The 13871-nt window shown below is 31.3% G+C and carries 13 protein-coding genes; 1 reads left to right on the top strand and 12 read right to left on the bottom strand.

All coding sequences use genetic code 11. The features are described 5' to 3' along the window. Positions 1-76: 76 nt before the first annotated feature. The 11 genes from ABD939_RS14625 to ABD939_RS14575 form a co-directional block, all read right to left on the bottom strand. Positions 77-451, bottom strand: coding sequence for a hypothetical protein (locus ABD939_RS14625; protein ID WP_345170155.1), 375 nt, complete (start codon positions 449-451; stop codon positions 77-79). A gap of 286 nt (positions 452-737) precedes the next feature. Beyond that, positions 738-1100, bottom strand: coding sequence for a hypothetical protein (locus tag ABD939_RS14620; protein ID WP_345170154.1), 363 nt, complete (start codon positions 1098-1100; stop codon positions 738-740). Between the two features lie 349 nt (positions 1101-1449). Continuing rightward, on the bottom strand, positions 1450-1914 hold the full coding sequence (locus tag ABD939_RS14615; protein WP_345170152.1) for an HAD domain-containing protein: 465 nt from the start codon (positions 1912-1914) through the stop codon (positions 1450-1452). A gap of 143 nt (positions 1915-2057) precedes the next feature. Beyond that, positions 2058-2858 carry a DUF695 domain-containing protein gene (locus tag ABD939_RS14610; protein ID WP_345170150.1) on the bottom strand — a complete coding sequence of 267 codons (801 nt, stop codon included), beginning with the start codon at positions 2856-2858 and terminating at the stop codon, positions 2058-2060. A gap of 249 nt (positions 2859-3107) precedes the next feature. Next, positions 3108-3779, bottom strand: coding sequence for a DUF6796 family protein (locus ABD939_RS14605; RefSeq protein ID WP_345170148.1), 672 nt, complete (start codon positions 3777-3779; stop codon positions 3108-3110). A gap of 169 nt (positions 3780-3948) precedes the next feature. Beyond that, positions 3949-5280, bottom strand: coding sequence for a hypothetical protein (locus ABD939_RS14600; RefSeq protein ID WP_345170146.1), 1332 nt, complete (start codon positions 5278-5280; stop codon positions 3949-3951). A gap of 254 nt (positions 5281-5534) precedes the next feature. Continuing rightward, positions 5535-5990, bottom strand: a complete 456-nt coding sequence (locus ABD939_RS14595) for a cbb3-type cytochrome c oxidase subunit I (protein WP_345170144.1) — start codon at positions 5988-5990, stop codon at positions 5535-5537. A gap of 182 nt (positions 5991-6172) precedes the next feature. Further along, positions 6173-6691: a hypothetical protein gene (locus tag ABD939_RS14590; protein WP_345170142.1), complete on the bottom strand. Its 519-nt coding sequence runs from the start codon at positions 6689-6691 to the stop codon at positions 6173-6175. A gap of 170 nt (positions 6692-6861) precedes the next feature. Beyond that, the gene (locus tag ABD939_RS14585; RefSeq protein WP_345170140.1) at positions 6862-7347 is read right to left on the bottom strand and encodes a hypothetical protein; all 486 of its coding nucleotides are present in this window, start codon (positions 7345-7347) and stop codon (positions 6862-6864) included. A gap of 147 nt (positions 7348-7494) precedes the next feature. Next, a complete protein-coding gene (locus tag ABD939_RS14580) occupies positions 7495-8133 on the bottom strand; it encodes a DUF2927 domain-containing protein (protein ID WP_345170138.1) in 639 nt (212 codons plus the stop codon). A gap of 245 nt (positions 8134-8378) precedes the next feature. Next, the gene (locus ABD939_RS14575; RefSeq protein ID WP_345170136.1) at positions 8379-8918 is read right to left on the bottom strand and encodes a TPM domain-containing protein; all 540 of its coding nucleotides are present in this window, start codon (positions 8916-8918) and stop codon (positions 8379-8381) included. Positions 8919-9089: 171 nt separating this feature from the next. Here ABD939_RS14575 and ABD939_RS14570 point away from each other — a divergent pair, with 171 nt between their 5' ends. Beyond that, positions 9090-10157, top strand: coding sequence for a tyrosine-type recombinase/integrase (locus tag ABD939_RS14570; protein WP_345170135.1), 1068 nt, complete (start codon positions 9090-9092; stop codon positions 10155-10157). A gap of 210 nt (positions 10158-10367) precedes the next feature. Here ABD939_RS14570 and secA read toward each other — a convergent pair whose 3' ends face one another. Beyond that, positions 10368-13724: a preprotein translocase subunit SecA gene (gene secA, locus ABD939_RS14565; protein WP_345170134.1), complete on the bottom strand. Its 3357-nt coding sequence runs from the start codon at positions 13722-13724 to the stop codon at positions 10368-10370. Positions 13725-13871: the final 147 nt, after the last annotated feature.

The following is a 13871-nucleotide window of genomic DNA, read 5'->3' as shown; positions in this document are numbered from 1 at the left end:
TAGAAGTACATTGGTAATAAAATAATAATTTTTACTTGTTTTTTACCTCAGTTCTTTGTTGGCAACTGGCTTTTATTCAACTCGAAGCCCACAACATTGACATTAAATCTCTAATTAATTCTTTTGGCGACAAATCAAATCCGTTACTTTTTTTCGTTCGAGTTATTATTTTCAGATTTATTCCGCTATTCAACAATTCAAATATAGTTGTTTTATCTACTTCATATATTTTTGAATGAAGATTGGTTTTTATTTCATTACCAGCATATTCAATTTCCGATTTTTTTGTGATTTTTTCAGCACCAATTTGAGAATTGATTGTCAATTCCGCTATTTGGGTTTTATCTAATTCAATACTTTGTTTTTTACTTTGTCGGATTATTGAAAGAATAATTGAAACTATTATTAAAATACCAGAAGCAAATAATGAAATCAGATAAACGCTTTTCATTATATCACTTTTAGGAAACCAAAACGAAATAAAAAATAACAAAATAAACAATCCAAAAATCAGCAAAGATAAATTCAGATTTCGGTTGGCTTTTTTCAATTCAGATGTTATAAGGTTTATTCTCATTCGGTTTTTCAAGCTTGTTGCCAACGGTCTCGTATAACCGTCAGTTACGGCTTTAAAGTTACTATTTTTCGGTTAAGCACTGACCCTCGCAATTCCGAGTGGATTCGGACGTAGTCGAATCCGCCGTAATTGCGGTTATACATTGTTGTAAACAGTTTTTTCATTCCATTATTTTTGAAATTCCGATTTCCATAAATCCGTTTTTAATTGGTTTTAGAATGCTATCTTTTCGATTAATCAAGTATTCTGTTGTAAAAACTTTATCAGTCAATTCGGTTAAATCAGTTCGTTTAAGAACTAATCGATTGTCAATTATTTCATAATTTCCTTGATAAGTACAACTGTAGTCAGCACGATGATATGAAGCTCCGAACGAACCATTTTTAAACAATTCTAAAGTTCCGCTTTTAGGTGTCCCTTCCATTTCGATAAATCCGATTAGTGATTTTTCAGTCCAGAATTTTTTGTCAGGTAAATCGATTATTAAATACCAAACGGTTCCAAAAATTAGAACAAGAATCAACGGAATAAAGTCAAATTTTCCATTCCTTTTTTTGATCCGTATTAGATTCCGAATTGTCAAAATGAGAAGAATTATTATTAATAATCCAAGTAGGATTAAAGAGTTCAAAAAGTTCAAAAGTCCAGAGCAATAATCTCCAATAGGAAGAAATTGGTAAATCAAAATGATTCCAATTATACTTATAATTCCATATTTAGCGAGATTTTTGTTCAAATTGTTTACAACGGTTATGTATATGGAAAGTTGCGGTTTTGTGTGCGAGGATTTTCCGAAGGAAAATCAGACGTAACAAAACAAGCAACGATCTTTATTTAAGCCAACACCAGCAATTTTTTATATACTGTGTTAGCTACAGTTTTTTTATTTTTTTAGTCGCTTCTTTCAATTTCTCCGAATTAAATCCTTTCATTAATTCAGTTAAAATCAGTTTTTCTTTTATTTCACTTTCCAATCCATTTAAAGATTTGTCATCATCGATAATCAGAAAGTCAGATACTTTAAATTCCGCTATAAATTTCAGAATTTCTTCTTTTCGGTTTATACAATCCGCATATTCAGGTAAAAATCCGACGATTTCTTTTTTGATTCCACGATTTTTGAAAATCAAATTGAATTCAGTCAAAGTTTTAACAGTTCGACGAGTTGAACTCAACCAAATGTCAAATTCAGCAAGAGTGAGAAGTCGGTTTAGATTTTCAACACAAGATTCATTAAATTCAGAATATCCATCCGAGTCAATTCGGTCGGCTTTCCACGATGGATTTGTTATTAAAACTCCATCTAAATCTAATATCAAAAGTTTGTCGTTTCTCAAATTGTAGCTAACGTGTTTGTATATGGTTTGTTGCGTGGTTAAGCACCTAATTTAGCAAATAAAAACCGAATAGAAAATCCGCGAGGATTTTCGTAAGTAGGCTAGAACTAGCAATAAATTATATACGGTGTTGCCCACAGTTTTTATTCCTCAATTGATGTTTCCCAACCATCATAATCTCCATTTAATTCAGATGCTTTTTGCCATAATTCCAATGTATATTCATCTATGTCGTTATAACCAACTTTGTCAATTCGTGATATTTGAATAACAAATTTATATTCGTTCGGTTGTTCTGTTTTTGCTTTGTTTTTTGTCTTAAAACCTAAATCGCTTGTAAATTTCTCAAATTGGTCAATTTCATTTTGAGTTTTAAAATATATCCAATGAAAAACTTCTCTTTCTTTTATTAGTTTGTCTCCACCGTTTTCTAATTGTTCGAGAACTCTTCTGTTTTGGATTATTTGCATTTGTCTTGGCAAAGGATATAGAAAGTCAAAATAACCGCTCCATTCTTTATCTTCGTTATGTCCAAAGTCAAATTTGTGATTCGGAAATTGGGTCATTGCTGACGACACTTCTTTTTCCATTAAAATCGTGTTTTCACCAAAAAAGTACAAATCTCGAAATCCATTAGATGTCAGCCGACCAGCAAAAGTGTAATTCAGATTGTTTTTTTCAAATCCGCTTATTATTACGTCTTCAATTTTCCATAATTCATCCGCATCTTCGTTGCTCGACAAGCCGTTGTCTTTCGGATTAGGCATTTTGATTGAAACATAAACTACATTTACTTGTCCTTTTATTGGCGCAACGTTCATTAAATTCAAATCGGTTGCGATGGAACTTAATTTGTCATTTACATTCGAAAAGTAAAATGTCCAATCAGGTTGATATTCATTTTTCGGTTCAGGTTGTCCGAAGATTTTACTTAAAAATCCCATAAATAAAATAAAGGTTAATATGTTTCGATGATGTTTTTTCAAATTGTGGGCAACGTTAAATATATGGCATTTAGGGCGGTAAATAAACGATTATTTTCGGTTTAGCCACAAGCCAAATCTTTTTATTTTGTTTTAATTTTTCTCTTTTAATACCAAATCAAAAGATTTGGCGACTTTGTAAATAGAAAATGACCTTTCGATTAAGCACTAATCGCCCAATTTGCTATATATACTGTTGTATGCAGTGCTTTATTCACTATTCGTTTCAGATTCCTTGATATTCCATAAAGCTTTAGTTGATGCGATAAAAAATATTGTCAAGATTATATTTAAATATCCTCCTTTAATTATAATCCATATATTTCCAGGTAAATATTTGGTAACTATATCTTCAATCAAAAAAGGAATAAGCGGGAAAAAAAATATAATCCATCTCGGATATAAAGTTTTTATTTTCCATACTTGGCTAATAAAAAGAATGGATAAAATACCAACCATTGGATAAACGAATAATCTCAATATTTCGTTTATTTTTTCTGAAAGTAAAGCTGCCTCTTTTATATCAAGATTATGTTCTGTTGCCAATTTTGAAGTAGTTGCAATAGCAAGAAATGCTCCGTGAACAATTCCAAATGCTATTAAGATACTTCCAAAAAAAATCAATACGCCATTTCTGAAAATCGGTTTTGTCGTCTTAAAAGCATAATATACTTGACCTAATCCGAGCATATAAAACCAAGTAGCAAATAAAGCACAAACTCCGCTCGCGATAATTCTAAAGTCAGACGCATTGCCCATATTCCGCTTTAAACTCAAACTAGTTGGGTCATAGTACAACAGCATATCTCCAGCAAACAAAATCAATCCGCCCAATATTCCAAATATTCCCAAAATTCTAATCCAAAACTGATTCATTTTCATTAATTATTGGGTTTTCCCGCATTGCATACAACGTGTTTATATATGGTTTGTTGCGTGAATTGAGTAACTAATTTAGTAAATAATTACTAACAAAAAAAATCCCCTAGGATTTTCGCAAGTAAGCAAAAAACTAGCAATAAATTATATATGTTGTTGTGTGTAGTATTATTTAATTTTCAATGTTTAAATCTTTTTTCATTCTGTTTAACAAGTCTAAATTTTGTTTTTTATATAATTTAATTCCTTTATCTATTATAGAATTTTGATTGTATTGTACTTCATTTGCTCCATCTAAAAAAGCTAAATTCCAATTTTGATTTCCAATAATTTGTATAACATCTTTTTTATATTGTTCGTCTAATATTGGATAGTTTTTCCAATAATCATCGTGATAAATATTAGATGTTAAAAATCCTAACATATAGGGCGGATATATTTTCCTATAGTTATCTCTTTCTTTAATATCTATTTTATTAAATATCACAGAACTCTTAATAATAAAATTTGATATATTAATGTCGTTAAAATTTTTATAACGAAATCTTTCTGTATAAATTTTTGATGGATAAATTATTTCATTTATTGTTTCGTAATTAATTTCAATTTGGTTATAATCTATTTTGTCAAAATCAAACCCTACATTTAATTTTTTTAAAGTAAAATCTTTCTTGCTTACCCATAGCTGACCATTCATATTAAACAAATAACGTTTTTTATGAATTGTTCTATTTTGTTTAAAATCAATAACATAGCACTCTTCATTATAAATGGTCTCGATATTATTAATTTTAAATTCAAAAGATTTACTTCCGGATTTGCTCAAAGGATGTGTAGATTTAAAACAGCTAAAGCTAGATAGATTCATTCGTGCAATGTCGTGACCCACTTTTAGTAATTCAACGTTTTTTTTAACATTCCATAAATTTGTAATTTTTTCATTTTCTTTAGTTCTCCTAATTTGATTTGGAATTAAAATTGGGTCAAGTGCCATATTTGTTTTTTTTCCAATCATAAATGCGTGTCCATTCATTTCGTAGTATGCTTGAGGAACTGCATTATAATTCAAAGTTTGTTTGTAATTTATAGATGCCCAGTATGGTTTGTCTCTGCTTGAAATTTGAAACTGTTTAACTGCATTTTTTATAATTTCCTTTTTGGGAAGTTTAAGTTTTGCAATAATTGCTATTTCATCCAGATTTGTAAATTTCTCAATTAGTTTTATTTTACGTGGTTTATCATTTAACTTATTAATGAGAATAGAATCGGTTTCATAAGAAAGGTGTGTGATTTTTACGTACTTCTCATTATTTTTAATATTAGTTTTAAATTCAATTTTTCCAGTTTCATCACTAATACAGATTATGTTTTTTTCTAATGTAATTGATGCTCCAAAAATGGGTTTTTTAGTTTCTTTGTTTATTAGAATCGCAGAATAATTATTGTCTTGTGCAATTAATAATTTTGTAAGAAAAATTGTAAGTAAAAGTATTTTAAATTTCATATTATTTATTTTGAGTTAGCAATACTACAAAAAATAGTTTCCTCAAATTTGTTAAATAAATTACAATTAAGACTTAATTAAGTTATTGAATAGAGGTTTGAACTCAGGGTATAAGTGAGATATTACACACAACGTTTCTGTATAAGCTTTGTTGCGGGTTTTTCAAGCTAAAAGTAAGTAAATAATTACGGATTAGAAAGTTCGCTAGAACTTTCCCAAGTAAGCGATTGGCTAGCAATACAGCTTATACCTTGTTAGGCACTGGTTTTCTTTTGTTTTTTTAATATTCCTCTTATTAAATTTACTGGATAGATTACTTGTCCAAATATCGTAATCAATAATGTTATAAAGGTTATAATGTCCAAATTTTGATTAAAGTCAAAATCTGAAAGTATTGTGTCAGTTTTTGGTTCTCTATATAATTGAGAAAGAGTAAAAATGAATATTATTCCTCCGAAAGTCAAACCAATGTGAATCCAATTCAGCCATTTTGATAGTTTTCCATATGCTTCCTTTATAATCCAATAACCAACTCCGATTATTCCAAAAAGTATTGAAATCAATATTGCTAAGTGAAAATGGGTAATAACATAATAGGTGTCGTGAACATTTATATCTAATACTGAATCTCCACTTAAAATTCCTATCAGCATTATAATTGGTATGGTTATGAAAAAAATCAGATGTGGTTTATCGGTCAGAACTTTCATTTGGCAATTTCAGTTTTTCATTCAGATTAGATTTTCATTAGTTTAGCTTCTAAAAATTTCAATTATTTACTGAATTTTGTTGATTGGTTAAACTTGTGCCTAACGGTACTGCGATATCTGGCGGATTTGGCGATAGCCAATCTGACATGATGATCGCTTGTTATACTCCGTGTTTCATCTTTTTATTTTAACAATTTGTTTGTCCATTCACTGCCCCATATTTTTAGCTCGTATACAAATTCATAATTAGTTGTATTTTCAGTAGTCCAGTATTCTTCGTTCAAATCAACCCATAAACCGTTCTTAACTTCTTTGTCGTGAACTATAAATAAGTCTCCATCTATTTCGATTATCTTTTCATAATTAGCGACAACGAAAAATGTATTCAATTCAGCAAACCACAATTCTTGAAGTTTATTTATGGAGAAGTAGTTATCCGAATCTAATTCTTGAGATAACATTTTGAGAGTTTCTTGAATTACTGTGGGGTTTCTTTTTGAGGCTCTTTTTGTTATTATTATTTCTTTGTTGTTTCCATTAAGATTAATAACCATTTCTTCTATTTTATTTGAATCTAATATTTTCGCAGTTTCAAATTTGGGCTCTACATCCATCAATCGATTCAGATATTTAGGCAGTATCATCCCCAATCTATTCGCCTTCTTTAAAAGAGCTAATCTTTTCTTTTCCGATTCATTCATTTTAAACGGTTGGTTTATTTTTCATGGAGTATAACGGTTACGTATATGGAAAGTTGCGTGTTTGTGTGCGAGGATTTTCCGAAGGAAAATCAGATGCAAGCAAACAAAGCAACGAACATTGGTTAAGCACAAAATAGCAATTTTTTATATACATTGTTGTGCTTTCGTTTTTATTTTATAGTTTCATTATAATATTCAGTCAATCGTTTATAAAAGCGATTAGAATATGGTATCCTTCTAATTTTTAAGTATTCGGAAAGTTCATTTGTCAAGTCATGATAAAGAAAGTGAAAGTAAATAGCATGAGTTATTCCATAGCCTATTCCGGGTCCATGAGTTTTTATTGTTTTTGGTTTTTCCGAATCTGGTACTTCTTCTCCTTCAGGATATTCTTCTCCGTCATCAATTTTTATTCCACATGAATATGCTTTAATAGTAAACATTTTCAGTTGTTCACTATTATTAATGAAGTAATCTAATAATATTTTAGGTTCAACTTTACTCTGTTCAATTTCTTTCTTGAGTATGTTTCCTAGTATTGATTTGTTTTCCGAATATACACTAACACCTAATGAGTCAGCTACATCTTTTTCAAACTCGTTAATAATGGGATTGTCAAAAAGCTCTATTTCTCTGTTTTTTCTTCTAAATATCATTTTTCACTAATGAAGCACAACGGTTTTGTGTATGGCTCGTTGCGGGAAATCAGCTATGATTTTCCGCCGTAACCGAAAGATAGCAAATTGCAATGAATTCCGATTAGGAATTCAGCCGCAATGAGCTATACACGTTGTTGTAAAACGTTATTTTTTATTCTCAAAAATTCTTTTTATAGTTTTTTCAACTTCCACTTTATTCAAGCCTGGTTTCATATATGGATGATAAAGCAACTTAATAATTTCAATATCCTCTTTAGAGTAATCAAAATTTGAGTTATTTTCAATGGATTGCTTTTCATAGAATATACTATTTGTATATTTTTCCGAGTCGTTTAGCAATCCTAAACTTTGTGTAATTTCCTCTAGTATTACCGATTTTTGCAATTCAATTGGTTCTGTGATATCAATGAAGATTCTGGAACTGTAAATTTCAAATCGATTATTAAATTCTGCAAGAGATAATCCTGAAAAGTCCTCATTTATTCCCTCAAACAAAGCACTATCTAATTCGATAGCTTTTTCTCTTTCACATAAAAAAATTACTGAATTACTTTCCATTAAGCCACTCGTTAATTCAATCTTAAAATCGTCTTGTGCTATCTCATTAATTTTTTCTACTGTGCTTTTTATGAATGAGACTTGTTGTTCATATTCTTTGTCTTTAAGAATATAGAGTTTCATTGGTTTAGTCCATTTAATTACATTTTCTGAACTATTATCAAATTCCGATTCAAGTGCTATTTCATTAAAGTATTTGGTTAATTCCTTTTCGTATTCAGTCATTTCATATTCAGTATGACTGATATATTTAAAAGTAAAAAATCCAATAATTGAAAGGATGATAATTAATAGTATAGTTTTCCTGTTCAATGCTTTGTCTAATGTTTTACAACGGTCTCGTATAACCGTCAGTTACGGGTTTATATGCGTTAATTTTCGGTTTAGCACAGACGTTAGCAATTCCGAGTGGATTCGGACGTAGTCGAATCCGCCGTAATTGCGGTTATACATTGTTGTACACAGTACTTTTATTTCCATTTTTTTATTAATTCAACCACTCCGTTTTTAATTCCGTCATAAAAGTTTCCATTTTTAAATTCAGGAATTATGGTTTGGTCAATTACATTTTTGCAGATTTCGTCTGTCAAAATCAATTCAGTTCCGGTTCCAGTTGCAATTCCGATTTGTCGACAAGGATTGCACACAACTATTGTCAATCCGTTATTTTTTTCCGCTGTTCCAACTCCCCAATTATTTCCTAAATCAGTCGCGTATTTCTGAATATTCGTATACGGTTTTATGCTGTCAATTGTAACAACTACAATTTGTCTTGTAGTTTCAATATCGTAGTTATAAAGAACTTTGGTTAATTCAGTCCGCTGTGATTCCGTAAAAACTTGTCCGAAATCATTTATAATTCCAATCGGTTTCGGAAAAGTGCTTTTTTCCATATCCGAAAAGTCAAATTCAGTTGTCGGTTTTTTTGTTTCAGATTCCTGAGCTGAACCTTTGCAAGAAAGTAGATTTAAAGTCAGAAATAGGATTAATATTTTAGTTCCGATTTTCATTTTTCGTATTGTGTACAACACATATATATGTGCAATTAATGCTAAGATAAATAAAATCGAAAAACTGTAGTAATTTAATTATTAATAATGTATTACAAAGTTTTCAACACTACTCATTTTGTATATCAATTTTGCGTATATTTAAACTTTGATATACAAAATACTCTACGGATGAACCTCACTAATTATGATTTTAAACTAGGCGTACATAAAAATAAAAATGTTATTTGGATTGTGTTTGATTACAATAAACAAATACAAACAGAATTACAAAAACAATTTCCGTCATCAAAATATAGCGCCACAAACAAATGTTGGTACCTTCCAGATCTTCCTGCTATAAGAAAGACTTTAAAAATGCAACAAGAATTACCTGGAAAGAAACTTTTAAACAACATACACCATATTAACCAGCAGGCATTTATTGATTATAGAAATCAATTGCAAATTAAATCTTATAGTATCAATACACAACGTATGTACTTGTCTGAGTTTGCAGAGTTGTTATATTTAATAAATGATTATCCTGTTCAAGATTTAAATCCAAAAAGACTTAAAGACTATTTTTTGTATTGTGTTCAACATCTAAAAATGAAAGAGCGTAAAATGAATGGTAAGATAAATGCTGTAAAGTTTTATTTTGAACAAGTAATTCATAGACCTAAGATGTTTTTCGATATTCCAAGACCTAAGAAACCAAGTACTCTACCAAAACTATTAAGTAAATATGAAATAAAAAGAATAATTAATGCCACAACCAACTTAAAGCATAAGATTGCCATTAAGTTATGCTATGGTATGGGTTTAAGAGTCTCAGAGGTGGTAAATATAAAACTACATCATATTAATAGTTCCAGGATGGTTGTTCACATTGTGGGTGCAAAAGGTAAAAAAGATAGGTACGTACCTTTACCAAGTACTATTTTAAACGAGCTTAGAACATATTACACAATCTATAAACCTAACGAGTATTTATTTGAAGGACAGTATGGGGGAAGCTATTCAAAAAGTAGTTTACAACAAATTTTTAAAAAGGCATTAAGGAAAGCTGGGGTTAACAAGAAAATAGGTATTCATGGTTTGAGGCATAGTTATGCTACACATTTATTAGAATCTGGTGCAGATTTACGCTTTATTCAAGAGCTTTTAGGGCATCATTCTATTAAAACCACACAGCTTTATACTAAGGTGTCTCAAGGACATATGCGTAAAATAAAAAGCCCTTTAGATAGTTTATAAATCTAAAGAGCTATATAAAATTATTTTCCTAAAAAGCATAAAAAAAATTTGGGCGTTACCCTCAAGGGGTCGGGCTTTACGTTCCAAGTCCTCGCACCTCCTACGTCGCGCTGTGGGCTTTCCTCTTCAATCCCTAACGCATACAACCGCCAGCAAAAGCCTTCAAAAAACACTAAGTTTTATAAGCAATTTAAAGTTTTAATTATAAAATTAATCCTCTACCAAAACCCATTCACCTTTAGCAATTAAGGGTTCGGCTTGTTTGTATTTTAAAGTTTTGTTTTCACCATTCATAACGTGTTTAATGGTAACACGGTCGTTACGTCCTATTTTTGGTCTATCACGTACAATGGTTTCTACTACTTCCTGCTGGCGTTGGGTATTTCCCGCAGCTCTATTTTGTGCAGAACGCTCATCTAAATTAGGAATTTCATCTTTTTGTGTTTGTAGATTTTCCTTTTTTCGAGTTTGTCTAGCTTCTTGAATGGTGTTTTGTGTTTCTTGAGGTAATTCACCTTTAAATAAGAATGAAATCACTTCTTTGTTCACATCGTCAATCATGGCTTTAAACAATTCAAAAGACTCAAACTTATAAATTAATAAAGGATCTTTTTGTTCATGTACCGCTAATTGTACCGATTGCTTTAACTCGTCCATTTTGCGTAAATGGGTTTTCCAAGCATCGTCAATTATTGCAAGTGTTATGTTCTTTTCAAAATCGGTAATTAATTGCTTACCATTTGTTTCGTAAGCTTTTTCAAGATCGGTAACTACATTTAAACTCTTAACACCATCTGTAAACGGAACAACAATACGTTTAAATTTATCGCGTTGCGTTTCATAAACATTTTTTATAACAGGGAAAGCGATATCTGCATTACGCTCCATTTTTTCTCTGTAATGCTCGAAAGCTGCTTTGTATATTTTTGATGTAATTTCTTGAGCTGATAATTTTCCAAATTCTTCCTCAGAAATTGGAGAACTCATCGAGAAGAAACGAATCAATTCAAATTCAAAGTTTTTATAATCGTTAGCCCCTTTATTAGTTTCAGCAATACCTTCAGAGGTATCGAAAATCATATTTGCTAAATCGACACGTAAACGTTCTCCGTTTAAAGCATTATAACGACGTTTGTAAACCACCTCACGTTGTGCGTTCATAACATCATCATATTCTAACAACCGCTTACGAACACCAAACTGGTTTTCTTCAACTTTTTTCTGTGCACGCTCAATAGATTTTGAAATCATAGAATGCTGAATAACTTCGCCTTCTTTTAATCCCATTTTATCCATCATTTTTGCAATACGCTCAGAACCAAATAAACGCATCAAATTATCTTCTAGCGATACATAAAATTGAGAGCTTCCAGGGTCTCCTTGACGACCTGCACGACCACGTAACTGTCTGTCTACACGACGTGAATCATGGCGCTCTGTACCTACAATAGCTAATCCACCAGCAGCCTTAACGTCTTCTGATAATTTAATATCTGTACCACGACCAGCCATATTGGTTGCAATAGTTACTTGTCCTGCATTACCAGCTTCGGCTACAATATCTGCTTCTCGTTTGTGTTGTTTTGCGTTTAATACGTTGTGTGGTATTTTACGAATACTCAACATTTTTCCCAATAATTCTGAAATCTCAACAGATGTTGTTCCAATTAATACTGGACGACCAGCTTGAGAAAGTTTTGTCACTTCATCAATAACGGCGTTATATTTTTCACGTTTTGTTTTATAAACCAAATCCTCTTTATCATCACGGGCAATAGGGCGGTTGGTTGGTGTTTCAAGAACATCTAATTTGTAGATTTCCCAGAATTCGCCAGCTTCTGTTAATGCCGTACCCGTCATACCAGAAAGTTTACGGTACATCCTGAAGTAATTTTGTAATGTTACTGTAGCAAAGGTTTGAGTAGCATCCTCAATTTTTACATTTTCTTTGGCTTCAATGGCTTGGTGTAATCCGTCAGAATAACGACGACCGTCCATAATACGGCCTGTTTGCTCATCAACAATCATTACTTTATTATCCATGACCACATACTGGGTGTCTTTTTCAAATAAAGCATAGGCTTTTAGTAACTGGCTTAGTGTATGAATACGCTCAGATTTAATACCAAACTCTTTAAATAAATCTTCTTTAAGTGTTGCTTCCTCTTCAGCCGATAAACCTTGCTCTTCAATTTTAGCAACTTCAATACCTATTTCTGGTAAGATGAAAAAATCTGGATTATCTTTTCCAGAAATGTATTCCACACCTTTATCTGTTAACTCAACTTGATTATTTTTTTCTTCAATTACATAGTATAATTCAGCATCAACCTTTGGCATTTCGCGGTTGTTGTCTTGCATATAAAAATTCTCAGTTTTCTGTAATAGTTGTTTAACACCTTCTTCAGATAAAAACTTAATAAGTGCTTTGTTTTTTGGAATACCTCTATAAACACGTAATAATTGAAAACCACCTTCTTTAGTATCGCCAGCTTTAATCAATTTTTTAGCTTCGGCTAAAACACCTGTTAAATATTTACGTTGTACTGAGACAATATCATCAACTTTAGGTTTTAGCTCTGTAAATTCATGACGATCTCCTTTAGGAATAGGGCCAGAAATAATTAAAGGCGTACGTGCATCATCAATTAATACAGAATCGACTTCATCAATAATACCGAAGTGGTGTGGGCGTTGCACCAAATCATCTATTGAGTGCGCCATATTATCACGCAAGTAGTCAAAACCAAATTCGTTGTTTGTACCGTAAGTGATGTCTGCATTATATGCTTTTCTTCGTGCTTCAGAGTTTGGTTGATGGTAATCAATACAATCAACACTCATACCATGAAATTGAAAAATAGGAGCCATCCACGCGCTATCACGTTTTGCTAAGTAATCATTTACTGTAACTAAATGTACACCTTTTCCAGCTAATGCATTTAAGTATACCGGTAAGGTTGCTACTAAAGTTTTACCCTCACCTGTTTGCATTTCGGCAATTTTACCTTGATGCATGGCAACACCTCCAATTAACTGAACATCGTAATGTACCATATCCCATGTAATTGGTTTTCCTGCAGCATCCCAAGAATTTGACCAAACTGCTTTGTCATCTTCTAACGTTACATAATCCTTTTCGCCAGAAACCATTCTATCAAACTCATTTGCAGTAACGGTAATTGAAGTGTTATTTACAAAACGTTTTGCCGTTTCTTTAACCACTGCAAATGCTTCAGGTAAAATATCGTTTAGTACACCTTCAGTAACTTTATAGGCTTCATCTTTTAAGCGGTCTATTTCTTCGTAAATATCTTCTCGCTTATCAATATCTTCAGTTGTATCGGCCTCCTGTTTTAAGTCAGTAATTTGCTTATCAATATTTGCGTTTGCTTCAGCAATTTTGGCTTTAAACTCTACTGTTTTAGCTCTTAATTCATCGTGAGATAATGCTTCTAAAGCAGATTCAAAGGCCTTAATTTTATCAACATAAGGCGAAATGGCTTTAACGTCTTGTTTAGACTTATCGCCAACAAATACCTTAAGTACAGAATTTAAAAAACTCATGTGTATATATTTTTAAAGTTGCACAGTTTTACGCTTGTGCAACATGTGTTTGTATATTATATTTTTCTTGTATCTCGAAAAGCATTCAAAGATACATTTTAGAACAAAAAAAAAGCCTCTAAATCGAGACTTTTTAACTATTATTTA

This window comes from Algibacter aquimarinus (genome assembly GCF_039543265.1).
Taxonomy (GTDB): Bacteria; Bacteroidota; Bacteroidia; order Flavobacteriales; family Flavobacteriaceae; genus Algibacter_B; species Algibacter_B aquimarinus.
The sequence above is the reverse complement of the archived record's forward strand: the minus strand, read 5'-3'. Positions and strand labels throughout refer to the sequence as shown.